The organism is Streptomyces sp. B6B3, from assembly GCF_039871525.1.
GTDB lineage: Bacteria > Actinomycetota > Actinomycetes > Streptomycetales > Streptomycetaceae > Streptomyces.
Genome location: NZ_JBDPLU010000043.1, coordinates 1 through 25,869, shown reverse-complemented (window position 1 = coordinate 25,869; position 25,869 = coordinate 1). Strand labels below are relative to the sequence as shown.

The following is a 25,869-nucleotide window of genomic DNA, read 5'->3' as shown; positions in this document are numbered from 1 at the left end:
CCGCCGCCACGGCCGGCGCCGCCGTCGCCGTGGTCGCGATCATCGCAGCCCTCATCACCACACCCCTCCACGACAACGGCCCGGCGGATCCGCACCCGTCGCCCCCCGTGATCCCGGTCGCCCCACCCCCCAACGAACCCACCCGGGACACGGCAACGCCCGAACCCGAAGAGAACCCATCGGTCACCCCCAGACCCGGCGACGACCAGAGCACACCACCGGACACCGGCGACCCCAGCCACACACCGGAGGAGTATCCCCGCGACTCGGAATCGACAGACCAGTCGGGCTCGCCCCACACACCCACCCCCGAAGACGAGGCCGCCTCCCAAGGGCCCTCGGAGGGGTGAGCGTCGTAGCCGCCGAGCCCGGCCATCCCGGTGGACCTCGGCGACGGTGAAGTGGATGCAGAATGGGATTCATGATCCCTTCTGGGTGGAATGCGAACAATACTTCTTTTGTCGTGGTACTGATCGCGGCGGTGCTGGTCGTCGGGGTCCTGGTCGCCCTGTTCTGGCCGGTGGGCTGGCGCCCGGTCCGGATGTGGCCGCACGAGGGGCACGGGGTGACGCAGCCGGAGGCGCTGGTGGGCCGCACGGGCGTCGTGGATCAGGCCGCCGCGGACGGGTACTCCGGCCAGGTGCGGCTGGCCGGTGCGTCGTGGACCGTGCGGACCCTGGACGGCGGACCGGTCTGGGTGGGCCAGCGGATCCGGGTGACGGGCCTCGGTCGCGAGGGGGTCGACCTGGTGGTCGAGACGGAGGCCGAGGCCGGCGCCGGGGAGCGAGGAGGAGAAGGGGCCCTCTGAGGCCGCTTCCGGATCCGCTCCCCGTCGGCGGAGGGGGTGCGGCGCGCGAACGCCCGGCGGCTGGGCCGCCGGGCGTGGGGACGCGGGTGGGGTGGGTCGTCAGTAGGCGCTGTCGACGTTGTCCATCGAGCCGTACCGGTCGGCGGCGTAGTTGCTGGCCGCCGCGATGTTGGACACCGGGTCGTAGATGTTGTCGCTGGTCCCGGGGACCTGGTACTGCTCGAACGTCGGTTCGATCACCTGGAGCAGGCCCTTGGACGGGATGTTCTCGTGGGCGTTGGAGTCCCACATGTTGATCGTCCGCGGGTCACCCGACGACTCCCGCATCAGGTTGCGGTGAATACCGTCGTAGGTGCCAGGGATGTCGTGCTTGTGCATGACCTCGAGGGCTTCCCTGATCCACTGGTCGATCTGCCCGTCCGAGGCCGGCCGCGCCTCGGGCTGCTCCGCACGCGGGATCGTGATCAGTTGGTCATCGTCCGTGTACTGGGCGCCACGCCCGCTGTGCGGCACCGACCCGCCGTCTCCGCCGTGAGACCCCGAGCCACGATCCTCGGTCGGCTGGTTGCCCGCCGGAGGCCGCGCGGCCTGGTCGGTCTGCCGGGGCAGCTCCTCGCCCAGCGCGTTGTCCAGCGAGGTGCCGTCGATCTGGTGCGCGGTCGGTAGCGCGTCGATCCCGCTCGAACGCTGCGCCGCGACGGAACCGCCGGGCTCGACGGCGGAGGAGTCGGCGGCCGCGGCCACATGCGGGACCAGGCTTACGGCCACGGCCGCCGCGGAGGCGGCCGTCAGGCCGGCCACCCGCGCCCTCCGGCGCGAGGTCGTGGCCGGGGTACCGATGGTCGTCTGCGTGGTGGTCATGGGAGTGCACCTCTCCTGGGAGTCATGAGGAGACGGAAGATCCCCGCAGCACGCGAGGACGTGCTCCACGGTGGGAGCCGCCTCCTCGATGGGCAAGCACCACGACCTACGACCAGGCTTCGTAGCCCGGCGGCCACCGGTCCGCCACTTCCCGCCCCCATGGGCATCAACGCCGCCCGCGCCCACGGTCCCGCCTCGGACATGACCTTGGTCCCGTGGCGGCCCTCACAGCTCCCGTCCGCCCGTCACCGCGATCACCGGGCGCGGCGACGCCCGGACAACGGAGCCACCGAACGTGTCGCCTCAGCTCAGCAGGGCGTGGGCCAGCTCGTCGTCGGTGACCAGGACGTGTACGAAGCCGGCGGCGACGGCCGCCCTGGTGGCCTGGGCGCGCTGGGCGCCGTAACTCGAGGTGATCAGTCGGGGGACGGCCCGGAGGGTCTCGGCGTCGATGCCCACCACGCGGTCGTCGAGGTCGCTGGGCACCAGGCCGCCGTCGCTGTCGAAGACTCGCCCCGAGATCTCGCCGCAGGCTCCGGCCCTGGCCAGCCGCGTCCGCTCGGCCGGGGTGAGCAGGTCGTAGACGGCGGACTGGCCGGGAAGCCACGCGCCCACCGAGAGCAGGGCGACCTGCAACTGGCCGAAGCGCGCCATGGCCGAGGCGATCTCCGGTTGCCGGCGGAGCCCGTCGGCGGTCCCGGCGTCGGGCACCAGCAACGGCGAGTAGATGGGGTGCGCGGTGGTGCCGCTGGCCGCGGCGATCATCCGCACCACCTCCACCGAGCCGGGCAGCCCCTCCGGGGGATACATCGCGCCGGCCAGTTGGAGAACGGGCCCGGTGCGCAGCCGCTGGACGCGTTCCGCGACCACCGTGACGGCGCGGCTCCAGGTCATGCCGAGGACCGCGCCCTCGGGCGACTCCTCGGCCAGCACCTCGGCCAGCGCCCCGCCGACCAGGTCGATGGTGGAGTGCCGGTCCCTGGGGGAGGTCTCCACCACCACGGCCCGCTCGATGCCGAGCGCGTGCCGCACCCGTGTGGACAGCTCCTGGTCGATCCGGCCAGGACGCCCGACCTCGATGCGCACCAGACCGTCCCGCCTGGCCTCCTGGAGCAGCCGGGCCACCTGGAAGCGGCTGAGGCCCAGCGTCTGGGCGATGGCGACCTTGGACTGGTCCTGCAGGTAGTAGCGCCGCGCGATCATCAGGGCGAGCAGCGCCTCGTCGCCCCGCTGAAGGGCCAGCCGCTCGTGCTCCGACGGCTCCCGGGCCGGCAGCGCCGGTCGCGTTCCCTCCGCCATCGCACCCGCCTCCGCGTACGCCCCCGTGTCCGCAAGCAGTCTTCCGTACCGGGCCGCCAGATCGCCGCACAGGTATTGACGGGTGGCCGGAACCCTACCATCATCTCACATCTGAGGGGTTCGATCTCACATCTGAGAGGTTCGACAGGGGAGGACAAGCCGCGCGGGAGCGGCGCGGCGTGCACGACCGGCGGAAGGCAGGGTTCGCATGTCCACGTCCGCAGACCACCGTGGCGCCCCGGCGCGGGTCTCTCCCCGGCGTGCGCTGAGCGCCTCGGTCACCGGCTCCTTCCTGGAGTGGTACGACTTCTACCTGTTCGGAATCGCCGCCGGCCTCGTCTTTCCCGACCTGTTCTTCCCCGGCTCCTCGCCGACGGTGGCCACCATCGAGTCGTTCGGCGCCTTCGCCGGCGGCTTCGTCACCCGGCCGGTCGGGGCGGTGCTCTTCGGCCACTTCGGCGACCGCGTCGGTCGGCGGCGGATGCTGCTGATCACCGTCGGCCTGATGGGTGGCGGCACGTTCCTCATCGGCGTGCTGCCCACCCACGCCACGGCGGGCGCCCTCGCGCCGGCGCTGCTCATCGCGTTGCGGCTGGTCCAGGGGCTCGGTATCGGTGGCGAGTTCGGCGGCGGGGCGCTGGTCGCGTTGGAGAACGCGCCGAGCGGCCGGCGCGGCGTGATGGGGAGCATCCACCAGATGGGCACCCCCGCCGGGCTGCTGACCGCCACCGGGTTCTTCGCGCTGGTGCAGTTGTTGCCCGAGCAGGACGTGAACGGCTGGGCCTGGCGGCTGCCGTTCCTGGCCAGCGGGCTCTTCCTGGTGGTGGGGTTCTCCATACGCCGGCACCTGCCGGAGACCGGGACGTTCGTCGAGGACGCCGGCCAGGTGCGCCGCTTCCCGCTGCTGGCGCTGGTGCGCGAGCATCCCAGGAACATCCTGCTGGCGACGGGCGCCCGGATGGCCGACGCCGCCACCTTCAACGTGATCAACGTCTTCGGCATCGCCTACGCCACCGACCATCTCGACGTGCCCGAGCACACCATGCTGAACGGCTTCATCGTCGCCGCGGCCGTGGAGATCGCGCTGATACCGCTCATCGGTCTGCTCTCCGACCGGATCGGCAGACGGCCGGTCTACCTGACCGGGATCGTGGTGTGCGGCGGACTCGGCTTCGCGTACTTCCCCGTCCTGGCCACGGGCAACACGCTCGCCGCGTGGGGCGTCATCGTCGGCATGCTGGCGGTGGGCACCGGTCTCATGTTCGCCATCCAGGGGACGCTGTTCTCCGAACTCTTCGCCACCCGCATCCGTTACACCGGCCTCGGCGTCGCCTACCAGACGTCGGCCCTGGTCGGCGGGGCCCCGACCCCCGCCATCGCCACGGCGCTGGCCGCGGCCTTCTCCCAGTCGTACTGGCCGGTGGCGATCTACCTGGCCGCCATCTGCCTGCTCAGCCTGTGCTGCGTGCTGCTCATCCCCGAGACCCACCGGGCGGACCTCGCCACGCCGCCCGTCGACGACAACGACAGGTAACGAGACCGTTCAACGAGTACCAGAAAGGGACCGAACGCCCCCATGCCCGACGACGTCACCCGCCCCAACATCGTCCTCGTCATCACCGACCAGCAGCGCTACGACACCATCGCGGCGCTCGGCCACGACCACGTGGACACCCCCCATCTGGACCGGCTGGTGCGCGAGGGCACGGCGTTCACGCGTACCTACGTCAGCGCCCCCTCCTGCGCGCCCTCCCGGTCCAGCCTGTTCAGCGGCGTGTACCCGCACAATCTGGGGGTGCTCCGCAACGACCAGCTGTGGCGGCACTCCTGGGTCGAGACGCTGGCCGAGGCCGGCTACCGCTGCGTCAACGTCGGCAAGATGCACACGCATCCGCTGGAGACGCCGCTCGGCTTCCACGAGCGCACGGTGGTGGAGAACAAGGACCGCGACCACCCGGGCCTGCCGTTCTTCCACGACCAGTGGGACAAGGCCCTGTGGCTGCTCGGGCATCGGAAGCCGACCCGCGTCACCTACCGCGAGCGGGAGGACTACGCCGACCGGCTCGGCGCCTTCGAATGGGAACTGCCCGAGGAACTCCACTCCGACGTCTTCGTCTCCGGGCACGCGCGCTGGTGGCTGGACACCTATCCGGGCCAGGAGCCGTTCTTCCTGCAGATCGGCTTCCCCGGACCGCACCCGCCCTACGACCCGCTGCCCCGCCACCTCGACGCCTACCGCGACCGCGACGTGCCGCTGCCCGTGGTCGACGAGGAGGACCTGGCCGGGCAGCCGGACGCCCTGCGCGAACTGCGCGAGCACCATCAGGCCAACGACCACGACGCGATCGTCCATCTCGCCGACCCCACCCCCGAGCAATCCCGCCGCCAGCGCCGGCACTACCTGGCCAACGTGACCATGATCGACGAGCAGATCGGGCTGCTGATCGAGGCGTTGGAGCGGCGCGGGGTGCTCGACAACACCGTCATCCTGTTCACCTCCGACCACGGTGACTGCCTCGGCGATCACGGGCACAGCCAGAAGTGGAACATGTACGAACCGTCCGTGCGCGTGCCGGCGATCGCCTGGGGGCCGGGACGGGTCGCGGCGGGGCAGCGGCTCGACGGGCTGACCGCCATGATGGACCTCGGCCCCACCGTGCTCGAACTGGCCGGCGTCACCCCGCCCGCCTGGATGGAGGCACGCTCGCTGGTGCCCGCGCTGCGCGGGGAGGAGTATCGCGGCCGCGACCTCGTCTTCTCCGAGCACGCCAGGGACGGGGTCCTCCAGGGCACCGAGCTGATGACCATGGTCCGCGACGACCGGTGGAAGTTGGTGGAGCTCATCGACTCCGACCAGGGCCAACTGTTCGACCTGCACGCCGATCCGCACGAGACGCGCAGTCTCTGGGACGCGGCGGCCGGCACCGAGGCCGCGCGGGCCAGGACCCGGCTGCTGGCGGAACTGGCCCGCTGGCGCGCCCGCAGCGCGCTCCACGCCCTCGACCGCACCAGGGACCACCGCTGACCGAACCGGCGGCAGACCGGTGGCACGGGCCGTCGGCCGAGCGTCCGGAGTACGCCGGAGTACACCAACGCTCGCATCCTGGACCTCCTGAAGGCCGCGGGCTCGGGGTGCCTTGGGGACGAGGCCGAGGCGGCGGGCGAGGGAGGAGGTGGTGCCGGGCTCGTCGCCGTGGCCGTGTGGCGCGTCATGCGGGCGCGGGATCGGAGCCCTGCGAAGGGGCCGGAGGGAACGGAAGGAGCAGTGCCGAGTCCGCGTGCAGCGTGACGCGCACCGGGGTGACGTCGACGGCGTCGGCCGGGAGTTCGCCGGTGCCGGTGTTGCGGGCGAAACGCGGATGGGCGCCGCCGCTGATCTGCCAGCGGATGCGGTGTCCTGCCGGGAAGCGGTGGGCGGTGGAGCTCATCGGGACGGTGATCTCCGTGGGCTCCCGTCCGGCCGTGCGCAGCGGGGCCAGCCCGTCGCAGACGTTGGTGGAACGGCCCCGCTCGTCCACGTCGCACAGACGGGTGAAGACGTCGGTGTGGCCGGTGTCCGTGGAGATGCTCAGCCGCGCGGTGACCGGGCCGAGGAGGTCCACGGGCTCGGTCAACGGCGGGCCGGTGAACGTCAGCACGTCGTCCCTGGACTCCAGGGCGGTGTTGTCGCGGGGTCCGGCCTTGGGGGACAGCAGCGGGCCGCCGACGGAGGGGGTGGGGTCGGCCGGGTCGTGGCGGAAGGACGCCAGCGGCGCGGAGTCCGTGGGGTCCTGCCGGGTCAGGTGCCCGTCCGCGGTGGGGAACCAGGAGACGGTCGCCGCGGGCGGTGGCCAGTCCTCGAGGTCCCGCCAGGCGTCGCCGCCGCCCGGGTCGCCGCCGACGTGCACGCGCACCCTGCCGGGGCGCGGTTCCGCGGGGTCGCCGCACAGGTGGGTGCGCAGCCAGCCGAGGCTCGTGGCGAACATCTCGGGCCACCCCTGCTGCAGCGCGGAGGCGTGGGTCCACGGGCCGACGAGCAGGGTGGTGTCGGCGCCCGCCCGGCGGAGCCGGCCGTACTGGGCCAACGACTGGTCGACCAGCGCGTCGTGCCATCCGGTGATCAGGCTGACCGGCACGTTCGACCGCTCCGCGGCCTCGGCCAGGGACGCGCCGCGCCAGTACGGGTCGGCGGCGTCCGGGTGCGTCAGCACGTCGTCGAGCCAGGGCACCTCGCCGCCGAGGGCGGAGGGGTAGGCGGCGCGCAGCGGCCGCGCGGTGGTGGCCTCCCGCAGCCGCCGCCGCAGGCGCAGGACGGCCCTGACGAAGGCGCCCATGCCCTGGTGCTGGTACGTCATGCCGGAGCCTACGGCGAGGGCGTTCTCCAGGCGGAGCGCGCCGTCCGCGTGGAAGAGGGCGTGGGGGTCGTGCAGGCCGACCTGCACCACCATCGCCTTCAGTTCGGGCGGCGGGTCCAGGGCGAGGGCCCACTGCGCGTAGCCCAGGTAGCTGGGTCCGACCGTGCCGAGGACTCCGTTGAACCAGGGCTGCTTCCGCAGCCAGGACACGGTGGCCCGGCCGTCGGCGGCCTCGTTGCGCCACAGGTCGAACGCGCCGCCCGAACCGCCGGTGCCGCGGCAGCTCTGCAGGATCACGTGGAAGCCCTGTTCGGCGAAGAGCAGGCCGTACATGGGGGACCACGGCAGGCCCCGGCCGTAGGGCGAGCGGACCAGGAGGGTGGGGAAGTCGCCCTGGGCGCGCGGGAAGTAGTGGTCCGTGAGCAACGGGCTGCCATCGGCGGCCGGCACCGCCAGACCCGGCTCCCACCGGACGTCGTGCCGCCTGGCGGGGAGCCGCCGGAAGGTCGCCCGCATCAGCCGCGCGGAGCGGGGCGGCTTCCCGGCGGGCGGGGCCCAGGCCGGCGTCGCCGCGGAGGCGGCTGGGTCGGCGCGGTCGACTGGGTCGGTTGGGTCGGCTGGGTCGTGCGTGCGGGATGGCATGGTGCCCTCCTTCATTCTCGTACTATGTACGAGAATAGAGCATGCTTGGATGCGGTCCACGACGGGCCCCGATCGAGAAGGGACGACCAGGACCGTGACCCGCGACGGAGGATCCGGCGCCCCGGGCGTCGACCCGCGACAGCTCTGGCTGAGCCCCGCCGAGCCCCGCAGGGGGCGCCGGCCCGGCTACACCCGTGAGGCGATCACGGCGGCGGCCGTCGAACTGGCGGACGCCGAGGGGATCGAGGCGGTCACCATGCGGAACGTCGCCGCGCGGGTCGGCGCCGGCGTCATGTCGCTCTACAGCTACGCCCCCGACAAGGGGACGCTGCTGGAGCTGATGGTCGACCAGGTCAGCGGCGAACTGCCGACCACGGATCCGGCCACCGGCGACTGGCGCGCCGACCTGCGGGTCATCGCCCAGCTCCAGCGGGCCCTGATGCTGCGGCACCCCTGGCTGCCCGCGGCCCTGGCCATCCGCCGCGCGCCCGGGCCCAACACGTTGGCGTTCCTGGAGACCGCACTCGCCGCGCTGCGGCCCACCGGCCTGGACGGCGCGGCGCGGCTGGAGGTCTTCGCCCAGCTCACCGCGTTCGTGGCCGGGCATGTGGCGCACGAGATCGGGCAGGCCGCCGCGGCCGAGTCGCCCGACCGGACCGCGGCCGAGGCCCGCTACCTCGCGGCCGTCGCCGCGGACGGCCAGCATCCCGAGCTCGCCGAGGCCCTCGCCGCGCCCGCCCGCCCGCTGACCCCCGACGCCACCTTCGCCCGGTTCCTCAACCGCCTGATCGACGGCCTCGACACGGACTGACCGCCGGCTGATCCCGGGTTCTTTTGCGCATAATGTCCCGCAGTCGTCGGGAAGGCGTGCCATGTCCGTCATGCTGTTTCGTCTGGGGCGATGGGCCTACCGGCGTCGATGGCTGGTGCTGGGGGTGTGGGTGGCCGCGGCCGTGGCCGCCGTCGTGGTGGCGACGGCGAGTGGCGGGAAGACCAACGACATCTTCACCATCCCCGGCACCGAGTCGCAGCGCACGACCGATCTGCTGGAGCGCAGGCTGCCCGCGTACGGCGGCGGGCAGACGCAGGTGGTCCTCGCCACGCACGGCTCGACCCGGATCACCGACGCCGGGCCGCGGGCCGGCGTCGAGGAGGCGTTCCGGAGGCTGGGCGAGGTGCCCCAGGTGGCGCTCGCCGTCGGCCCGTTCGGCGGCGACCAGGTGTCGCGCGAGGGTCGGGTGGCGCTGGGCACGGTGCAGTTCACGGTCGAACCGGGCAAGGTGTCGGAGGCGGCGCTCGACGGCGTCGAACGGGCCATGCGGCCGGCCGAGGAGGCGGGCGTCCAGGTCGAGTACTCCGGCAGCGTCTACCCCGGCTGGCGCACCGAGGTCTCCGAGCTTCCCGAACTCGTCGGGATCGCCGTCGCGCTCGTCATCCTGCTGATCACCTTCGGCGCGCTGGTCCCCGCCGGCCTGCCCGTCGTCACCGCGATCGTCGGCATCACCCTCACGATCATGGGCGTCACCGCCGTCGCCGCGGTGGTGAACATCGCCGAGGCGTCCACCACCGTGGCCCTGATGCTCGGCCTGTCCTGCGGCATCGACTACGGCCTCTTCGTCCTCTTCCGGCACCGGAACAACCTGCTCGCCGGCCTGGCGGGCGAGGACGCGGCGGCCATGGCCGCGGGCACGGCCGGCGGCTCCGTGGTCTTCGCCGGGCTCACCGTCATCATCGCGCTGTGCGGCCTGTCGGTGGTCGGCATCCCGTTCCTCACCATCATGGGCCTGTGCGCGGCGTCGGCCGTGCTGGTGGCGATGCTGATCGCGCTCACCCTGCTGCCCGCCATGCTCGGCTTCGCCGGGCCGCGGATCGTCCGCTTCCTGCGCCTGCCGCGTCGTCCGGGGCACCTGGAACGGGTGGCGCGCACCGCGGCCACCCACCCCGAGGACACCCGCGGCGCCGCCTGGGGCCGTTTCGTGGTGCGCTTCCGGGTGCCGACGCTGATCGGCTGCGTGCTGCTGCTCGGCCTGCTGGCCCTGCCGGCCACCCGGATGGAGCTCGGGCTGCCGAGCGGGGCGGCCAAGCCGACGTCGGACACCCAGCGCAGGGCGTACGACCTGCTGGCGGAGGGGTTCGGGGTCGGGGCCAACGGCCCGCTGCTGGTGGTCGCCGACGACGTCGCGGGCCGCGACGTGGTGGCACGGCTCACCAGGACGCTGGGCGGGCTGCCCAACGTGGCCGCGGCGCGGCCCATCGCCGGGCGGGGACGGCTCGCGGTGATCGAGGTGGTCCCGAGAACCGGCCCCAACGATCCGGAGACCGCCGACCTGGTGCACCGCATCAGGGACGACCGGGCCGCGGTGGAAGGCGACACCGGCGCACACATCCTGGTGGGCGGGAACACCGCCTCGAACATCGACGTGTCGGCCAAGCTGTCCGGCGCCCTGCCCGCGTTCCTCGTCGTCGTGGTCGGCCTGGCGTACCTGCTGCTGACCCTGGCCTTCCGGACGCTCCTGGTGCCCCTGAAGTCGATCGTCGGCTTCCTGCTGTCGGTCTTCGCGGCCTTCGGCGCCCAGGTCGCGATGTTCCAGTGGGGCTGGGGGGAGCACCTCTTCGGCATCACGCCCACCGAGACGGTCAGCTTCCTGCCGATCATCATGCTGGCGATCATCTTCGGCCTGTCCAGCGACTACGAGGTGTTCGTCGTCTCGCGGATCAAGGAGCGGTACAGCGACACCGGCGACGCGGTGGGGGCGGTCGCGGACGGCACCGGGCGGGCCGCCCGGGTGGTGACCGCGGCGGCGCTGATCATGTTCTCGATCTTCGTCGCCTTCATGGTCACGGACGATCCGACCATCAAGGCGATCGGCTTCAGCTTCGCCGTAGGGGTGCTGCTGGACGCCTTCGTGGTGCGGCTGACCCTGGTGCCCGCGGTCATGGCCCTCGTCGGCGCCCGCATCTGGTACCACCCGCGCTGGTTCGGCCGGCACGTCCCCGACCCCGACATCGAGGGCCACCGCCTCACGGCGTCCGGTGCGGCCGGGATCTAGGTGGGTCGCTCGTTGCAGTCGACGGAGAGGGAGGACACGGTGTCGTTGAAGGTGCGCTCGACGACGTAGAAGTCGAAGGTCTCCTGGGGGTGGACGACGAGCGACTCCCCGGCCTGGTTGTCGTCCTTGTAGAGCGTGACGGTGCACAGCGAGTTGTTGTAGACCGACGCGATCCGGTTGTTGAGCTCGCCGAGCTGGCCCACGCTCTCGTTGGCGACGAGGAGGTAGCCGAGGCCGGTTCCGTTGAACGCGATGTGTTCGTAGCCGCAGAAGTACCCCTCCCAGTCCTGCCGGCACACGCTGATGCCCTGCCCGTAGGCCGCCGCCACGGAGGCGTTGGCGGGTGTGGTGCTGGTGAGGGCCGCGAGTCCCGCCAGTCCCGTGACGGTGAGCGTCCTGAGTTTCGGGTTCATCGTCTTCCTTCTTTCGGAGTCGGCCTCAGCCGTCGAAGCGCTTGAGGTGCAGGACGTTGCCGTAGTTGTCCTCCAGCCAGATCACCCGGGGCTCCCCCGCGTTCACGAGACGAGGATTGTCGAACCGGTGCGTGAAGGCGGCGTGGGGGTTGACCGTGACCTGGGTGCGCTCCAGGCACCAGGCCGGGGCCGTCCCCTCGCTCTGGAAGCGGAGATAGGCCGGATAGCGGTCCAGATCGTCGGTGTCGAGCTGCGGATACCGCGGATCGACGTCGTGTGCGTTGGCCACGTTCGCGCCCTCGCCCAGGATGTAGGTGAAGTCCGCCCCCCGCGCGAGCTCGCCCCCGGACTCCGTACGCAGCCGGAACTCCCGCCCCGCCAGGCCCAGGTACACCCGGCCCCGGGTGTCGGCGTTCTCCTCGTCCGCCGTCAGCACGTACACGTCGATCCTCGTGATGTCGCTCATGCCGGGCACTCCCTCCCGCGACGCACCCTTCGCGCCGTTCATCGGAGTGTGTCCCCGGCGCGTGGAAACTCCATGCGATCTTTCAACTACGCAACGCGGTCATCGGCGCGCGGACCCGCGCACACGCCTCCGACGCGGGACCGTGTGCGCCCTCGGGTCGTCGCCGCCGAACAGGGAGCCGAGTGGGGTCAGTCCCATGCCGACGAACGTGATGGTGGCCGCCGCGCGGCCCTGCATGTCGAGCGGGGTGACGGCCTGTCGGACGGCCATGATCGTCACGTTGACGAGTTGACCGAGGGCGCCGAAGACGAGGTTGATCGCCAGCAGGGCCGGGATCGTCGCCGCGGGACCGCCGTGCAGGGCGGGCACGCACAGCATGACGCCGTCGCCGAGGGCCGCCGCGGACACCAGGACCGCGCCGTACCCGAACCGGGCGGGCAGGCGGGCGGGCCAGCAGCGCGCCGACGAGCGCGCCGGGACCCGTGGCCGCGAGCGTCAACCCGACGGCGGTGCCGGAGAGGTGGAGCTCGCGCGGCAGGAAGAGCAGGTAGCCGGTCATCAGGGCGGCGAGGAAGAACTGGAAGGCGGCCGAGGCGAGGCAGACGGTGCGCAGCGAGGGGTCGCGGACGAAGAAGCGGAGGCCCTCGTGGATCCGGCGCCGGAGCCGCGGGGGGCGTCCCGCGTGTTCGGGGAGCGCCTCGTCGCGGCGGATGCGCCGGATCGACAGGAAGGACAGCGCGAAGAACAGCGCGCTGGACGCCAGGGTGAGCGGCGCCGCGAGGAGGGAGACCAGCGCGCCGCCCAGGGCGGGCCCGCCGATCTGGGCCGCCGACCGGCTGCCCTCCAGGGCGCTGTTGCCCCGCACCCGGCCGGCTCGAGGAGATCGTCTGACGCGATCCCCGTCGAGCCGGGCCGGGCCGGGTCGGGTCACGGGGCGGCGAGGAGGTCGGTGAGGGCGGTGATGTCGGGGAGGGTGTCGAGGTCGTCGATCGCGGTCCTGATGGCGGCGGCGCGGTCGGGGCCGAGGACGTCCGCGGTGAGGCGGGTGAACTTGCGGTGCAGGTCGGCGTCGGACAGCGGGTTGGCGGCGGCGCCGAGCGGGGACTCCACGTCGCGCACGTGGGTGGCCCCGCCGTGCGTGGTGACCTCGGTGATCGAGCCCACCGACTGGCGCGCCCCGGCCGAGCGGCGGTCGAACAGGTCGTCGCCGCTGATGCTGATCCGGTCGGCGAACGCGGCGACGGCCGGATCTGCACGACGGTCCGTCACGATGTCGGCGAAGTCGACGTGCCCCTGGTGGGCGGCGACCGCGAGGACGTACTGCACGCAGTGCGAGCGCAGCGCGTTGCCGTCGATGACGTGGAACGAGGAGCGCGGGGCGCGGACGCGGACCGCGGCGACGTCCGCGGGGGACAGGCCCTCGGTCCGGAGGATGTCGAGGAGGCCGTCGAGGCTGGCGGGGATGAAGACGCAGCAGGCGTTGCGCTTGAAGAACAGCTCGCCGACCTCGAACCGCTCGCCGATCCCGTCGAGCAGCGCGGCCTGGTCCCACCGGCCGGTGAACGCCGCGCCGAACGGGTAGCTGCCGCCGAAGACGTCGGACGCGCCGTGGAAGCCGGTGGCGGCGAGCATCGCCGCCTGGACCCCGGCCTGGGCGGCCAGGCCGATGTTCAGCGGGCGGGACTGCTCGGAGGCGTCGTCCACCCAGGAGAGCAGGCCGCAGGCGCTGGTGCCGGCGAGCCCGAGGGCGTGGGCGAACCGGTCGCCGGTCAGCCCGAGCAGCAGCCCGGCGGCGACGGCGCTGCCGAACGCGCCGGCCACCGTGGTGGGGTGGAAGCCGCGGGCGTACTGCTCCGCCGGGCCGAGCGCGTAGCTGACCCGGGCGGCGACGTCGATGCCGGCCACCACGGCGGAGAGCACCTCGGCGCCGCTGGACCGCTGGCGCTCGCCGACGGCGAGGGCGGCGGGGCCGACGACGGCGACGGCGTGCACGTTGGCCGCGGGGTGGTGGCTCTCGATGTCGCAGTAGTAGGCGAGGGTGCCGTTCGCCAGGGCCGCGGTCGCCGGGTTGGTGCGCAGCGTGGAGCCGGCGAGCACGCACTCCTCGGCGCCGCCCGCCTCGCGGACCATCCGCTCCAGCAGCGACATGACGGGGTAGCGCGGGGAGGTCGCGGCGAGCAGCGCGCCGACGGCGTCGTAGAGGGTGCGCCTGGCCTGCCCGACGACGGTCGCGGGGAGCCGGTCGGGGGCGAACGCGTCGAGGGCGTCGATCAGTTGGCGGGTGGGTGTGCTGGCCGGTGTGCTGGCCGGTGTGCTGGTCATGCTGGTCATCACGGCATCTGTTTCTGCGAGTTGTGCGACTTCTGCGGGGCGGGTGCGGCGGGTCAGCCGGCGAGCGACGTCAGGACGGTGGTCATCCGGGTCAGGGCGGCGTCCCAGCCGGCCTCGTCGCGGGCGTAGCAGACACGGAACGAGCCCACGCCGCGGGCGCCGAACTGGTATCCGGGGCTGACCAGGACGCCGGCCTCGCGGACCAGCAGCTCGGCGAGCACGTGGTCGGGGAGGCGCAGCGCGCTCGCGTCCACGAAGAGGTAGGCGGTGGCCGGCGGGCGGGCGGTGCGCAGGGCAGGCACCTCGGCGAGCCGGGCGAGCGTGTGGTCGCGCAGCGAGCGGAGGTCGTCGAGCCGCCGCCGCACGAACTCCTCGTCGTCGCGCAGCCAGTGGATCAGCAGGTGCTGGGCGTAGGCGGGCGCGCGCAGGGCGGTCGCGGCGAGCATGTCCTCGGCGCCGTCCACCACGTCGGGCGGGGCGACGACCACGCCGATCCGGTAGCCGCTGAGCGACTCGGTCTTGGAGGGGCCGGTGAGCGTCACGCAGCGCCCGCGCATGCCGGGCCGGTCGATCAGGTGGGGGAACTCCCGCCCGTCGTAGACCAGTCGGGCGTACAACTCGTCGACGACGGCCAGCGCGTCGTGCTGGCGCACGAGTTCCGCGACGGCGTCGAGGATGTGCGGCGGGTACAGGGCCCCGGTGGGGTTGTTGGGGTGGGAGAAGAGGAGCGTGCCGGCGCCGGAACGGAAGGCCGCGGCGAGCGCGTCGAGGTCGGGCACCGGGCCGTCGTCGTCGTTCCCGTGGACGAGCGGGATCGGGCGCACGGTGGCGCCCAGGAAGCGCAGCACCCGTTCGCTGAAGAGGTAGTCGGGGTCGAACAGCGCCACCGTGTCACCGCGCGAGACCACCGCGGCCAGCACCGCGAACAGCCCGGCCTGGCTGCCGGGGGTCAGCAGCAGGTCGCGGCCCGGGTCGAGCGGCGTGCCGAGCCGGGCGGACAGCGGGCCGGCGACGGACTCCAGCACCGAGGGGGCGCCGCGGTACGGGGTGTAGGCGTTGCGGCCGTCGGCGGCTGCGGTGGCGAAGGTCTGCGCGGCCCAGGGCGGCGGTGGGAAGCGCACCGTGTCGAAGTGGGTGGTGTCGAGGACGTCCCGGCCCTCCGCCGCGGCGTCGGCCAGCGCGCCGGCGACGTGCCGGTCGGCCTCGCGCAGCGACAGGCCGAGGCGCTCGCGGCGTTCGGGCAGGTGGAGGCGGCGCAGCGCGTCCGAGGCGCGGGCGGTCACGCGCTCGCCTCGTGCGCCGGGTCCGGCGCGGCCGGCAGACCGAGCAGCGACAACAGGCCGCTGAGGTCCGGCAGTTCGGCCGTGGGTGGCGGGGTCTCCGGCCGGAGCGTCTGACCCTGCCGGTTGATCCACACCGTGGGGATGCCCATCGGGACCGAGCGGGGCAGGTCCACGTACTGCGACTGCGCCACGTGCACGACCTCGTGCGGCAGCACCCCGGCGCTCGTCAGTACCAGGTCGAACAGGGCCCGGTCCGGCTTGTAGGCGCGGACCACCTCGCCGGTGAAGGCGTGGGTGAACGGGTCGCCCAGCCGCCGGGCGCTGGTCCGGAGGATGCCGCGCTGGCTGTTGGAGATCGTCGCGAGCGGCACGTGCCGCCGGGCCGCGGCCAGCACGGCGACGGTGTCGGGGAAGGGGTCGGCGTCGGCCATCACGTCGCCGAGCGCGTCGAGTCCGGCGGGGGCGACCGCGGTGCCGGCCTCCGCCAGGGCCGCGGCCATCGTGGTGCGGAGCAGGTCGCGGTAGAGCTGGAAGGGCCCGGCGAGGGCGGGCAGCGCGTGACCGTGGTACCAGCGCTCGTAGAACGTGGCGACGTCGAGGTCGACGCCCTCGGCGGCGAACAGCCGGGCCAGGTGGCCGCGCAGCGCCGAGTCCCAGTCGATGAGGGTGCCGTAGGTGTCGAAGGTGATCAGCCGTGGTGCGGCGGGCAGCGGTGCGGCCATGCCTGTCTCCCCGATCTCTGGTGGACAGCCATGACGGTAGGCGCGCGACGCGTCATGAGTCAATAGATTATAACTACTGACTGCTGAGCTGCTCGTCGCCGCTTCCTCCGCTTCCTTCGCTTCCCGCGCCGCGCCTGCGCTCCCGGTAGGCCGAGGCGTGCACCCGGTTCCCGCAGCCCCGCGCGTCGCAGAACCGGCGACTGCCCGGGCGTGACGCGTCGACGAAGACGTTCCCGCACTCGGTGCGGTCGCAGATCCGCAGGCGGGCCGCGCCGCCGTCGGCGATGACCGTCAGCAACGCCACGACGCAGGTGGTCGCGACCCGCTCGGCGAGCGGGGCCCTCGGGCGCGCGTAGTGCCAGTGCCAGGCGCCGTCGTGGTCGGTGAGCTGCGGCTGGGCGCCCAGCTCGCGCAGCAGGCCGTTGAGGTCCGCCACCGACTTGCGCACGACGGCGTTGCCGAACACGAATCGCAGCCGCGGGCGCAGACCGCGCAGCCGCTCCAGGTCGACGCGGGACAGCGGGCGGTCCACCACCCAGCCGCGCCGGCCGAGCAGCTCGGCCGCCGCCGCCTCCGAGGCCAGTCGCTCCTCGCCGGTCATCACGTCATGGCTGTTGACCAGGTCGACGGCGGTGAGCGCGGCCCGGCTCGAATAGTCGCTGACTGCCACTGGCTGCTACCTCTGCTCTCGACGGCTCTGCTCGTGACCGAGGCGGTGAGCTGGTTCATCTCCAAAGCTCACTATAGTCATGACCGACAGCGCGGGGCCCGCGGTCCCGCGCGGGAGTGGGCGCGGAACCGCGAGCCCCGGGGCCGTTCCCCTGACGGAGCGGAACGGATCGGTGGAACGTACGGGCGGCGTTGCCTGCCTAGAAGCGGGCGCCGACGGGGGTGCCGTCGCGGGGGACCAGGAACTCGGGGGCGGACGGGATCGAGCCGTCGGGGGAGCGCGGTCCCGTGATCGCCGCGGGGTCGGTGCTCAGCAGCGCGTCCTCGTTCCAGTCGCCGCCCAGGTCCCAGGAGTTGTCGACGGAGGTGGACGAGCCGAGGGACACCGGCGTCGCGTCCGCGACGGAGAGATTCGCGGTGAGGGTGGACTGGGAGCGGTCGACCTGGAAGCCGGTGTCGCCGTTGCCGAACGTGGTGGTGTGCGAGACGTCCATCGCGCCCGGGTTGCCGTTGTCGGTGACGCCGTCGGCGGCGTTGTCGAAGGCGATGGAGTTGCTCAGCGTGTGGTCGGCCGGCAGGTCCTCGTCGCCGCCGCCCATCTTGAAGCCGTTGCCGTCGCCCTGCCAGTCCGGGAAGTCCCAGCGGTTGACGCCGTTTCCGTAGGCGATGCTGTCCGTGATCTCGATCGCGGACAGGAACTCCCAGGCGTCGAAGCCGTCGTCGGCGTTGTGCCACAGGCGGGCGCCGGTCACCCGGTTGCCCGCGCCGGAGCCCTCCTTGATGCCCAGGCCGTCCGCGGACTCGCCGTTCTTGCGCGGGTCGTGGTTGTCGTAGGAGTCGAGGTTCGCGATGAGGTTGTCGCTGGAGGCGCCCTGGAGCTGGAAGCCGGTCTCGTAGTTGTCCCGGGTGGTCAGGTCCCGGAACTCGTTGCCGACGCAGCCGTCGCAGTAGACGCCGTACGGGCCGCGGATCAGCTCCAGGCCGTGGATGTTCCAGTAGGCGGCCTCCATGTGGATGGAGCCGCGCTCCGCGCGCGGGATGCTGCCGCCGACGGGGGTGTGGCTGGCCGGGAGCTGGTCGCCGTCGATGACGACGTGCTCGTCCTCGTACGGGCCCAGCGTGATCGGGTTGCCCGGCTCGCCGTCGGTGGCGATGGTGATGTTCGCGTCGCTGAGCTCGTAGGTGCCGCCCCGGATCGCGATGGTGTCACCCGGAGCGGCCCGGTCCACCGCCGCCTGGATCGTGGCCAGCGGCTCCTCGACCGTTCCGGCCGCCGCGTCGTCGCCGTCCACGGCCACCACGATCAGCGTGTCGGCGTTCGCCGCCGGCGCGGGCGCCGCCTGCGCGACGACCCCGGCCGCCACCAGCGCGACGGCGCCGAGCACCGCGCCCCCGGCTCTCCTGACCGTCGCTGTCCTGACCCGCATCGTTTGCCTCCTGCCCCGCCGCGGCGACTCCGTGGCCTCACCCCCAAGTCGCCACCCGCGGGCGGGAAGGTTGCCGGGCGTCCCTCAGCGGGTGCCGATCCGGAAGAGGTTGAACCGGTAGGCCGCCAACCGGCGTCGGTAGAGCGCGGAGGCGACGCGCAGCATCGCGCGGTGGCGCAGCGGCAGACGGCGCCGGACGGCGGTGGGCAGACCGGCCAGGGTGCGGGAGTCGAGCAGCTCGATCCCCGCGCCCCAGCGCTCGACGGTGCGCGGGTCGGCGCAGTGCCAGCGCATCCGGGCCGCGGCCCGGCTCATCACGTCCTGCCGCCCCTCGGTGTCCAGCCCCAGACCCGACGCGGTGTCGGCGGCCAACAGCACCCCGGGCAGGCGCTCCGCCACCCGCCCGAACACCCCACGGACCGCCGGCTCCTCCAGGTAGAACAACACGGCCTCCGCCGCGAGGAAGTACGGCCCCGGCGACCGCCGGACCCGCTCGACCCACGAGGCGTCCGTCACCGAGGCGGCGATGCCGTGGCGGCGCGAGGTGTCGTCGAAGAACGCCCGCCGCAACTCCATGACGTCGGGCAGGTCGAGGTCGAACCAGTGGACGGTGCCGTTGTCGAGCCGCTCGAAACGGGTGTTGAGCCCGGCGCCGATCTCGACCACGGTGCCGCCCGGATGCTCGTCCAGGAACCGACGCACCCACGCGTCGAACACCAGCGTGCGCAGGTTCGACCCCAGCACGACCTTGGGGTCGTCGAAGGGCGAGAAGTCGTAGTCCAGCGCCTCGACCAGCTCCACCGCCCGCGGATCGGACAACACGCCCCGCCGCTTCCGGGTCTCCACGGCCCGGGCCCAGAGCGGAACCAACAGCGTCTCCTGCACCCCACCGAGCCCCGGAACCCGCTTCTCCGCCATCCGCCCCTCCCCGCCCCTGACCGTTTCCGACCCAACGGTCCCGCCCGAACCCCCGGCCCGCTACCGTCTGAACGTCCCCCCTTCGCCAGTGCCGCCATCGACGCGCCGCGGAGGTCGTTGTCCCGTGTCTGCTCTCGCTCCCCTCCTGCCCTCCGACCCCCGCAGGGTCGGCCCCTACCACCTGCGAGGACGCCTGGGGACGGGCGGAACGGGGGTCGTCTACGCCGCGGTGGACGCGGCAGGCCGGCGGGTCGCCGTGAAGGCCGTCCATCCTCATCTGGCCGCGGACACGGAGTTCCGTTCCCGGTTGCGTCGCGAGGTCCAGGCGCTGGGTCGGGTGAGTGGCCCGCATCTGGGTGTCTTACTGGACGCCGACCCGGAGGCCGACGTCCCATGGCTGGCCACCGGTTATGTCGCCGGCCCGACACTGCGGGAACACGTGTCTGCCAACGGTCCGTTGGCGGGCGCGCAGCCGTACCTCCTCGCGGCCGGCACCGCCGGCGCCCTGGCCGCGATCCACGCGGCCGACGTGGTCCACCGGGACCTGAAGCCGGACAACGTCGTCCTCTCGCCGCGCGGGCCGCACATCCTGGACTTCGGCATCGCGCACCTGACGGACGCGACGGCGATCACCCGCACCGGCGTGGTGACGGGGACGCCCGGGTGGTTGAGCCCGGAGCAGTACCGGGGCGACGCGGGGGGCATGCCGGCCGACGTTTTCGCGTGGGGTGCCGTGGTCGCCTACGCGGGCACCGGACGGGCGCCGTTCGGCACCGGGGCGGCCGAGGCGGTCGCGTTGCGCGTGATGCGGGAGTCGCCCGACGTCGACGCGTTGCCGGCCGACCTGCGCGAACTCGTCACCTCCTGCCTGGCCAAGGACCTCGCGGACCGACCGGCCGCGCGTGTGCTGGCCGACCGGACGGCGGAACTGCTCGGCCGGCAGGCGACCCAGCCTCTGGGGCCTGAGGGACAAGGGACGACGCTCGTCGCGGAGGCGCTCGCCACGCGGTGGCACATGCCGATTGCCGAGGACCCGGCCTGGCGGCTTCCCACGGCCCGCCGCCGCACCAGGCTCGTCGCCGTCACCGTCGCGGCGGTTCTCGCGGCCGGACTCGGCGCGGGTGCCGGAGTGTGGCTGGCCTCGAACCCGGATCGGTCCACCCTGCCCTCAGCGGCCGCCGGGCAGGAGACCACCCCCACGACCACCAGCCCGCTTTCCTCCCCCGAACCCTCGGCATCGCCGACCGCGTCCGGGCCGACCGACACCCAGGTCGTCACCATCGCTCCCTGGACCGTCGGCGGCACCCCGGCGACAGACATCACCATCACCGGCGAGGCAACCGGAAACTGCTGGTCACCGTCGTCGCAAACCGTGCGGCTGGACGCATGGAGCTGCGCCATCGACGACGGTTCGGTCCTGGACACGTGCTTCGCACCCGACGAGGGCCTGGAGCACGACGCGCTGCTGTGCATGACCTCCCTCGACCACACCGAGATGCTCCGCCTCACCCTGACCGAGCCGCTGCCCGACCTCGGCGCCCACCTGCCGGAGGAGACGAGCATCGAGCCGTTGGTCATCGTTCTCGACGACGGGACGACGTGCGCCTTCATGGGCGGAGCCACGCAGACGCTCGCCGGTGAACGCATGAACTACGCCTGCGACGACGGAGGATTCCTCTACGGCTACCCCGACCGGACGGGCTCGATCTGGGACATCTCCTACCGCCCGGAGAACGCCAGCGTCAGCGCCACCACGTGGATCGCCACCGTCTATCAGTAGTGACAACCCGGTCGTGCGGTGAGCGGTGCGGCCGTCGTGAAGTCACGAAGCCCCGGAGCGCCGGGGTGGCGCAGGATGTCGGTGTGGGGAGGACGTCACGCTGACCGAAGGGAAACCTCATGCCTCGTGGGCGCACGCGTCTCGCCGGGTCGATGGCCGTGCTCGTGCTGGGCGCGCTCGGGCTGTCGACAGGGACGGCGAACGCCGCCACCGGCACCGTGTTGCCACCCGGCAGCACGGTGTGCACCGACCACCTGCGGTCCGACGCGGGGGCGTACGTGTACGGCCTCAGCTACACCCGGCAGCCGTTGACCTGGAGCATCCGGATGTCGAGCAGCCCGGGTGGCGCCGAGACGGTGCTGGTCGAGACGACCGACGACGAGGTGATCGAGAACGCGGAGCCGGCATCGCCGGGTGACCACTACTACCGCGACTGCGTGACGAACACGTCGGACTCGGAAGCGGTCTTCCGGCTGTCTGCGCTGCAGGGCCCCGACGCCGTGTCGTACGAGCTGGGCATCGGGCCGCACACCGCGACGCTGGGGCCGGGGGGCGCGTTCTGCGGCGAGTTCGCCTTCGAGGCGGCGCACTTCACGGGCACGTCGAACGTACCGGTGGAATGGCACGTCCGCGCGCTCGACCAGGACTCGTTGGAGGAGGTCGCCGACCTTCTCACGGTGACCGCGACCTCGGCCGCTCGGACCGTCACCTCAGCCGGCCAGGCGATCGACGCCTGCGTCACCAACACCTCGACCGGCACGGCGACACTCTCGTTCCAACTCACGGGGGCCGGGGGATAGGCGGGAGGGGAGAGATCGTGCGCGTCACGTCCCGTCTCCCTGGACTGGACGCGCACGATCTCATCCGGGAATGATCAGGTTGGTCGACGAGCGGGAGCCCGCACGACCTACGGCGTGGTGCGGGCCCGGGCTTGGACTCGGAGGGAGCCCCTGTGCAGAGCGGTCGCGGGTGACGGAACCGGAGGGCATTCGCACCGAGCGGCTCGACCTGGTGCCGTTGGTCGTCGGGCATGCCGAGGAGATGGCCGTGGTGCTGGGCGATCCGGCGCTGCACGCGTTCATCGGCGGCGCTCCGGCCACGTCGGACGCGCTGCGGTCGCGGTACCAGCGGATGACCGCGGGCTCGCCCGATCCGGCGGTGTCGTGGCTGAACTGGGTGATCCGCCTCCGGGAGGAGGACCGCCTGACGGGCACGGTTCAGGCGACGGTCGACGGACCCGTCGCCGAGATCGCCTGGGTCGTGGGGACCCCGTGGCAGGGGAGGGGCATCGCCACCGAGGCGGCCCGTGCTCTCGTGGACTGGCTCGGCCGGCAGCGGGTCCGGACGGTCGTCGCGCACATCCACCCCGACCACCGGGCCTCCGCCGCCGTCGCCACCGCCGCCGGTCTCGCGCCGACCGAGACATGGCACGAGGACGAGCGCCGGTGGCGCCGGGAGCTGACACGGTGACCGTCAGGCGGCGGGCTGGCGGGGGCCTCTGGTCAGGTCGATGAGGCGGAGGGGGTTGGTGAAGGGGTCCTCGAGGACGGCGCAGCTGCCGATGGTGATGGGGAGTGGGGGTTGGCGGATGGTGCAGCCCTGAGTGGTGAGGTGGGCGCAGGCTGACTCGACGTCGTCGACCAGGTAGTAGATGGCGCCGGTGGGGATCGCGGGGTCGGTGTGCAGGACGATCTCGGCGTCGGTCTCGGGCAGGCCGAGGCCCACGGAGTGGTCGTCCGCCCAGAGGCGGTGGAGGCCGAGGACGCGTTCGTAGTAGGTCGCCGCCTCGGCCGGGTCGGGGACTCGGAGCATGACGCAGTCGATCTTCCGGAGCACGGGGGCCTCTCTTCCTGTCAGGATGCCGGGATGCGCATACCCAGGAAGGCGGCCCGGGTCGCGGTGCTGGATCCGGGCGGGGCGGTTTTCATGTTCCGGTACGACAACGAGGAGGTCGGCCCGCACTGGTCCATGCCCGGCGGCGGCGTCGATCCGGGCGAGGAGCTGCGGGCGGCGGCGCGGCGGGAGCTGTGGGAGGAGACCGGGTGGACCGACGTCGATCCCGGCCCCGTGCTGTGCCTCTGGGAGCACGACTACACGCGGGTCGGGGTGCCGGTCCGGCAGCACGAGCACGTCTTCCTCGGCCACGGCCCGCGCCGGGAGCTGGTCGGCGACCTGGCCGCGGCGCACCGGGAGGACGGGATCCTCGGCTGGCGCTGGTGGTCGCCGGAGGAGCTGGCGGAGACCGCGGAGGCGCTGTGGCCGCCGCGGCTGCCCGAACTGCTGGCCGCCGTGCGACGCGACGGGCCGCCCGGGGCGCCGGTGGACTACGGGTACGTGCCGAACGGCGCGGCGGGCTAGCGGAGCAGGTTGACGCTGGAGACGACGGTGAAGAGGAGGACGAGCCGTTCGAAGCGCTTCTGGTCGAGGCGCCTGATGGTGGCGCGGCCGGCGACGGCGCCCAGGAGGACGGCGCCGAGCAGGGCCGCGTTCAGGGTCAGCGAGTCGGCGCTGATCAGGCCGAGGCTGGCGCTGAAGGGGACCTTGAAGAGGTTGACGATGAAGAAGAACCACGCGGCCGTGCCCAGGAACGCCAGCTTCTGGTAGCCCTTCGAGAGCAGGTAGAGGGCCATGACGGCGCCGCCGGCGTTGGCGACCATCGTGGTGAAGCCGGCCAGCAGGCCGAAGACCAGCGCCTGCCAGCGGCCCGAGGGGTTCGCCGGGCGGCGGCGTTGCCAGAGGTGGATGGCGACGACGGCCAGCAGGGTGGCGCCGATGGTCCGGCGCATCACCGTGTCGTCCACCCAGGCGATGAACGCGGTGCCGGCCAGCACGCCGACCGCCACGGACGGGAAGAGGCGGAACAGCGCCGGCCACTCCACGTGCCGCCGGTAGGCGCGGATGGCCAGCACGTCGCCGGCGATCAGCAACGGCAGCAGCGCCCCGCTCGACTCGCGGGCGGGCAGCACGGCCGCGAAGAGCGCCACGCTGATGGCCCCGACGCCGCCGATCGAGGTCTTGGCGAAGCCGACGAGCAGCGCCGCGACGGCGAGCACCGTCCAGTCCACACCGCTCAGCCCACTGACCACCTGCCGGACCCTACGTCACCGGCCGGTCGAACGGTGGAGGGGTCGCTCACCTGTTCCTCCCCGCGGGTGGGCGGGGAGGAACCGCGCGTGTGCGGGTGGTGACGGGAGCTAGCAGATGTTGCTGCTGCTGTTGTTCAGGCTGTTGTTGTTCCAGTTGACGTTGTCGCCGCAGGGGCTCTCGACGAGGGCGGAGTTGTTCACCGTGAGGTTCTGGATCCAGACGTCCCGTGTGTTGGCGAACTCGGATCGGGCGGCGATCCGGATGTCTCCGGGACCCGACACGGTGCCGCCCTGAGCGGCGATCGTCACGTTGTAGCAGTTCTCGATCAGGATGGCGTTGCTTCCGGTGTTCGCGATGTCCACCCGGTTGATGACGGCGCCGCCGCTCTCCGAGACGCAGAAGACGCCGCGGCCGCCGCCGCGGGCGATGACCTGGCCCACGCGGATGTTGGTGGAGTAGCTGTCGCCGATCCGGCCGTTCTGGTTGGCCATCCGGAAGGCGGCGTAGCCGGTGCCGGTGCCGGCGTCGTAGCCGTCGACGGTGCCGATGTCGGCGTTGGTGGTGTCGTTGATCAGCAGGCCGGACTCGCCGGTGTCGCGGGCGACGACGGTGCCGACGTCCAGGTTGTCCACGCCGTAGGTCTCGACGCCGTGGGCGCTGGTGCCCTGGACGTACACGTAGTCCATCCGGATGTTGGACGACGGGTCGGCCCGGTTCCCGTGGTTGTCGACCCGGATGCCCAGGCCGCTGTTCAGGCGCATGTCGATGTTGCCGAGGATGACGTTGTCGACGTTGCGCATGAAGATGCCGTACACCGGGCTGCCGGTGACGGTGAGGTTCTGGATCTCGATGTCCCGCTTGTCGCGGGCGTAGATCGGCGCCATGTCGCCGGAGCCCGAGCCGGTCACGTTGATCGTGCCGCAGATGTCGAGGGTGGTGTAGCTCGGGATCGACAGGCGGGAGCCGGCGCTCATGCTGCCGGAGCCGCGGACGACCACCCGCTGCTTGGACGTGCGGTTGGCGTCGAGGCTGGAGATGGCGGCCCAGATGGCGTCCGGCATGCTGCTGCCGGTGTAGACGACCGAGCTGCCCCGGCGGGCGGTCCAGGTGCTGCCGTTCTGCACGGCCTCCGCGGTGTAGGAACCGTCTCCGCAGGCGAGGGTCTGGGCGTCGTCCGTTGCGGTGGCGGCGTTGGCGTTGGCGAGGGCGTTGGCGGCCGGTGAGGCGGCGGTGGCCTGCTCGGGCTGGGCGGCGGGGACGGACGCCCCGGCCGGGTCGGCGAGCGTGGCCAGGACCAGGGCTACTCCGGCGGTGAGGACGCCGATCCTGCGTCTCTTGATGGGGCTGGCGGCTCTCTTGCCCATCGTGGACTCCTTTCGAAAAGGGTGCTGAGTGGGGGACGGGGATTGAATCGACTCAATCCGCGAGCGTGTGCGTGCCGGGTCGAACGGGGTGGAGCGATGGAGACAGGTGCGAGCGACGCCGGCTGTGCGTGGCGTCCGGGCGGCCCGCCGCCCGGCGAGGTGGACGTGGGGCGAACCGTGCGGTGCGGGACCCCGAGGGCGCGGTCGCGAGCGCATCGAGTCATGCCCATGACAGCATCTAAACCGGTATAGCGGCAAGGGCGTGGGACGGGATTGGTCGGGGGCCAGTCCGACGGGCCGTCGGTCGCTGTGTGGGTCCGTGCGGCCGGTCGGTGGGGTGAGGTGGCCGGCGAGGGGTTGTGCGCGGGGTGGTTGGCGCGGTTCCCGTCGTGGGGGGATGGGTGGGGGTGGGTGG

23 protein-coding genes and 2 pseudogenes are annotated in these 25,869 nt (G+C 72.7%); 10 read left to right on the top strand and 15 right to left on the bottom strand.

Features of this window, described 5'->3' with window-relative positions; all coding sequences use genetic code 11:
• Positions 1-350, top strand: a pseudogene (locus tag ABGB06_RS38775) (hypothetical protein); the annotation flags it as partial.
• Between the two features lie 71 nt (positions 351-421).
• A complete protein-coding gene (locus ABGB06_RS38770; protein WP_347600235.1) occupies positions 422-808 on the top strand; it encodes an NfeD family protein in 387 nt (128 codons plus the stop codon).
• 99 nt (positions 809-907) lie between these two features.
• Here ABGB06_RS38770 and ABGB06_RS38765 read toward each other — a convergent pair whose 3' ends face one another.
• Both ABGB06_RS38765 and ABGB06_RS38760 read right to left on the bottom strand, forming a co-directional pair.
• A complete protein-coding gene (locus ABGB06_RS38765; protein WP_347600233.1) occupies positions 908-1,669 on the bottom strand; it encodes a transglycosylase SLT domain-containing protein in 762 nt (253 codons plus the stop codon).
• Positions 1,670-1,972: 303 nt separating this feature from the next.
• The gene (locus tag ABGB06_RS38760; protein WP_347600230.1) at positions 1,973-2,968 is read right to left on the bottom strand and encodes a sugar-binding domain-containing protein; all 996 of its coding nucleotides are present in this window, start codon (positions 2,966-2,968) and stop codon (positions 1,973-1,975) included.
• A 208-nt stretch (positions 2,969-3,176) separates the two neighbouring features.
• Between ABGB06_RS38760 and ABGB06_RS38755 the strand changes: the two genes are divergently transcribed.
• Positions 3,177-4,502: an MFS transporter gene (locus ABGB06_RS38755; RefSeq protein WP_347600227.1), complete on the top strand. Its 1,326-nt coding sequence runs from the start codon at positions 3,177-3,179 to the stop codon at positions 4,500-4,502.
• Between the two features lie 42 nt (positions 4,503-4,544).
• The gene (locus ABGB06_RS38750; RefSeq protein ID WP_347600225.1) at positions 4,545-5,993 is read left to right on the top strand and encodes a sulfatase-like hydrolase/transferase; all 1,449 of its coding nucleotides are present in this window, start codon (positions 4,545-4,547) and stop codon (positions 5,991-5,993) included.
• A 184-nt stretch (positions 5,994-6,177) separates the two neighbouring features.
• Here ABGB06_RS38750 and ABGB06_RS38745 read toward each other — a convergent pair whose 3' ends face one another.
• A complete protein-coding gene (locus tag ABGB06_RS38745) occupies positions 6,178-7,818 on the bottom strand; it encodes a CocE/NonD family hydrolase (RefSeq protein ID WP_347600238.1) in 1,641 nt (546 codons plus the stop codon).
• A 220-nt stretch (positions 7,819-8,038) separates the two neighbouring features.
• Here ABGB06_RS38745 and ABGB06_RS38740 point away from each other — a divergent pair, with 220 nt between their 5' ends.
• Entirely contained in the window at positions 8,039-8,755 is a 717-nt protein-coding gene (locus ABGB06_RS38740) for a TetR/AcrR family transcriptional regulator (protein WP_347600222.1), read from the top strand.
• Between the two features lie 70 nt (positions 8,756-8,825).
• A complete protein-coding gene (locus tag ABGB06_RS38735) occupies positions 8,826-10,994 on the top strand; it encodes an MMPL family transporter (protein WP_347600220.1) in 2,169 nt (722 codons plus the stop codon).
• Here ABGB06_RS38735 and ABGB06_RS38730 read toward each other — a convergent pair.
• The 9 genes and pseudogenes from ABGB06_RS38730 to ABGB06_RS38690 form a co-directional block, all read right to left on the bottom strand.
• Complete coding sequence (locus ABGB06_RS38730; protein WP_347600217.1) at positions 10,991-11,407, bottom strand: peptidase inhibitor family I36 protein; 417 nt, start codon at positions 11,405-11,407, stop codon at positions 10,991-10,993. The genes ABGB06_RS38735 and ABGB06_RS38730 overlap by 4 nt on opposite strands.
• A gap of 25 nt (positions 11,408-11,432) precedes the next feature.
• Entirely contained in the window at positions 11,433-11,873 is a 441-nt protein-coding gene (locus ABGB06_RS38725; RefSeq protein WP_347600214.1) for a hypothetical protein, read from the bottom strand.
• Positions 11,874-12,035: 162 nt separating this feature from the next.
• Positions 12,036-12,738: pseudogene (locus ABGB06_RS38720) on the bottom strand (MFS transporter); the annotation flags it as partial.
• A 62-nt stretch (positions 12,739-12,800) separates the two neighbouring features.
• Complete coding sequence (locus ABGB06_RS38715; RefSeq protein ID WP_347600211.1) at positions 12,801-14,195, bottom strand: MmgE/PrpD family protein; 1,395 nt, start codon at positions 14,193-14,195, stop codon at positions 12,801-12,803.
• A 62-nt stretch (positions 14,196-14,257) separates the two neighbouring features.
• Positions 14,258-15,487, bottom strand: coding sequence for an aminotransferase class I/II-fold pyridoxal phosphate-dependent enzyme (locus ABGB06_RS38710; protein ID WP_347600208.1), 1,230 nt, complete (start codon positions 15,485-15,487; stop codon positions 14,258-14,260).
• Positions 15,484-16,209 (bottom strand): HAD-IA family hydrolase, encoded by a 726-nt coding sequence (locus ABGB06_RS38705; RefSeq protein WP_347600205.1) that lies wholly within the window; start codon positions 16,207-16,209, stop codon positions 15,484-15,486. The genes ABGB06_RS38710 and ABGB06_RS38705 overlap by 4 nt, the downstream gene beginning before the upstream one ends.
• 73 nt (positions 16,210-16,282) lie before the next feature.
• Positions 16,283-16,879, bottom strand: coding sequence for a CGNR zinc finger domain-containing protein (locus ABGB06_RS38700; RefSeq protein WP_347600202.1), 597 nt, complete (start codon positions 16,877-16,879; stop codon positions 16,283-16,285).
• A gap of 199 nt (positions 16,880-17,078) precedes the next feature.
• Positions 17,079-18,305: a right-handed parallel beta-helix repeat-containing protein gene (locus ABGB06_RS38695; protein ID WP_347600199.1), complete on the bottom strand. Its 1,227-nt coding sequence runs from the start codon at positions 18,303-18,305 to the stop codon at positions 17,079-17,081.
• A gap of 84 nt (positions 18,306-18,389) precedes the next feature.
• Positions 18,390-19,223, bottom strand: a complete 834-nt coding sequence (locus tag ABGB06_RS38690; RefSeq protein ID WP_347600196.1) for a class I SAM-dependent methyltransferase — start codon at positions 19,221-19,223, stop codon at positions 18,390-18,392.
• Between the two features lie 124 nt (positions 19,224-19,347).
• On the opposite strand from ABGB06_RS38690, the gene ABGB06_RS38685 reads away from it, so the two are divergent.
• From ABGB06_RS38685 to ABGB06_RS38675, 3 genes are all read left to right on the top strand, one after another.
• A complete protein-coding gene (locus tag ABGB06_RS38685; RefSeq protein WP_347600193.1) occupies positions 19,348-21,003 on the top strand; it encodes a serine/threonine-protein kinase in 1,656 nt (551 codons plus the stop codon).
• 119 nt (positions 21,004-21,122) lie between these two features.
• Positions 21,123-21,803, top strand: coding sequence for a hypothetical protein (locus ABGB06_RS38680; protein WP_347600190.1), 681 nt, complete (start codon positions 21,123-21,125; stop codon positions 21,801-21,803).
• A gap of 169 nt (positions 21,804-21,972) precedes the next feature.
• Positions 21,973-22,473 carry a GNAT family N-acetyltransferase gene (locus ABGB06_RS38675; RefSeq protein WP_347600187.1) on the top strand — a complete coding sequence of 167 codons (501 nt, stop codon included), beginning with the start codon at positions 21,973-21,975 and terminating at the stop codon, positions 22,471-22,473.
• Positions 22,474-22,476: 3 nt separating this feature from the next.
• Here the strand turns inward: ABGB06_RS38675 and ABGB06_RS38670 are convergent, their stop codons facing one another.
• Complete coding sequence (locus ABGB06_RS38670) at positions 22,477-22,839, bottom strand: VOC family protein (RefSeq protein WP_347600184.1); 363 nt, start codon at positions 22,837-22,839, stop codon at positions 22,477-22,479.
• 30 nt (positions 22,840-22,869) lie between these two features.
• Between ABGB06_RS38670 and ABGB06_RS38665 the strand changes: the two genes are divergently transcribed.
• The gene (locus ABGB06_RS38665; RefSeq protein WP_347600181.1) at positions 22,870-23,361 is read left to right on the top strand and encodes an NUDIX domain-containing protein; all 492 of its coding nucleotides are present in this window, start codon (positions 22,870-22,872) and stop codon (positions 23,359-23,361) included.
• Here the strand turns inward: ABGB06_RS38665 and ABGB06_RS38660 are convergent.
• Together ABGB06_RS38660 and ABGB06_RS38655 are read right to left on the bottom strand one after the other, a co-directional pair.
• Positions 23,358-24,089, bottom strand: a complete 732-nt coding sequence (locus ABGB06_RS38660; RefSeq protein WP_347600178.1) for a sulfite exporter TauE/SafE family protein — start codon at positions 24,087-24,089, stop codon at positions 23,358-23,360. The genes ABGB06_RS38665 and ABGB06_RS38660 overlap by 4 nt on opposite strands.
• Positions 24,090-24,197: 108 nt before the next feature.
• Entirely contained in the window at positions 24,198-25,454 is a 1,257-nt protein-coding gene (locus ABGB06_RS38655; RefSeq protein ID WP_347600175.1) for a hypothetical protein, read from the bottom strand.
• Between the last annotated feature and the right edge of the window lie 415 nt (positions 25,455-25,869).

What these genes read in the sequence shown, in the direction of transcription:
- ABGB06_RS38755 (WP_347600227.1), top strand. Translation starts at nt 3,177, where the DNA reads ATGTCCACGTCCGCAGACCACCGTGGCGCCCCGGCGCGGGTCTCTCCC.
- ABGB06_RS38770 (WP_347600235.1), top strand. Translation starts at nt 422, where the DNA reads ATGATCCCTTCTGGGTGGAATGCGAACAATACTTCTTTTGTCGTGGTA.
- ABGB06_RS38705 (WP_347600205.1), bottom strand. Translation starts at nt 16,209, where the DNA reads ATGGCCGCACCGCTGCCCGCCGCACCACGGCTGATCACCTTCGACACC.
- ABGB06_RS38715 (WP_347600211.1), bottom strand. Translation starts at nt 14,195, where the DNA reads ATGACCAGCACACCGGCCAGCACACCGGCCAGCACACCCACCCGCCAA.
- ABGB06_RS38655 (WP_347600175.1), bottom strand. Translation starts at nt 25,454, where the DNA reads ATGGGCAAGAGAGCCGCCAGCCCCATCAAGAGACGCAGGATCGGCGTC.
- ABGB06_RS38735 (WP_347600220.1), top strand. Translation starts at nt 8,826, where the DNA reads ATGCTGTTTCGTCTGGGGCGATGGGCCTACCGGCGTCGATGGCTGGTG.
- ABGB06_RS38725 (WP_347600214.1), bottom strand. Translation starts at nt 11,873, where the DNA reads ATGAGCGACATCACGAGGATCGACGTGTACGTGCTGACGGCGGACGAG.
- ABGB06_RS38750 (WP_347600225.1), top strand. Translation starts at nt 4,545, where the DNA reads ATGCCCGACGACGTCACCCGCCCCAACATCGTCCTCGTCATCACCGAC.
- ABGB06_RS38695 (WP_347600199.1), bottom strand. Translation starts at nt 18,305, where the DNA reads ATGCGGGTCAGGACAGCGACGGTCAGGAGAGCCGGGGGCGCGGTGCTC.
- ABGB06_RS38745 (WP_347600238.1), bottom strand. Translation starts at nt 7,818, where the DNA reads ATGCGGGCGACCTTCCGGCGGCTCCCCGCCAGGCGGCACGACGTCCGG.
- ABGB06_RS38765 (WP_347600233.1), bottom strand. Translation starts at nt 1,669, where the DNA reads ATGACCACCACGCAGACGACCATCGGTACCCCGGCCACGACCTCGCGC.
- ABGB06_RS38690 (WP_347600196.1), bottom strand. Translation starts at nt 19,223, where the DNA reads ATGGCGGAGAAGCGGGTTCCGGGGCTCGGTGGGGTGCAGGAGACGCTG.
- ABGB06_RS38760 (WP_347600230.1), bottom strand. Translation starts at nt 2,968, where the DNA reads ATGGCGGAGGGAACGCGACCGGCGCTGCCGGCCCGGGAGCCGTCGGAG.
- ABGB06_RS38665 (WP_347600181.1), top strand. Translation starts at nt 22,870, where the DNA reads ATGCGCATACCCAGGAAGGCGGCCCGGGTCGCGGTGCTGGATCCGGGC.
- ABGB06_RS38680 (WP_347600190.1), top strand. Translation starts at nt 21,123, where the DNA reads ATGCCTCGTGGGCGCACGCGTCTCGCCGGGTCGATGGCCGTGCTCGTG.
- ABGB06_RS38730 (WP_347600217.1), bottom strand. Translation starts at nt 11,407, where the DNA reads ATGAACCCGAAACTCAGGACGCTCACCGTCACGGGACTGGCGGGACTC.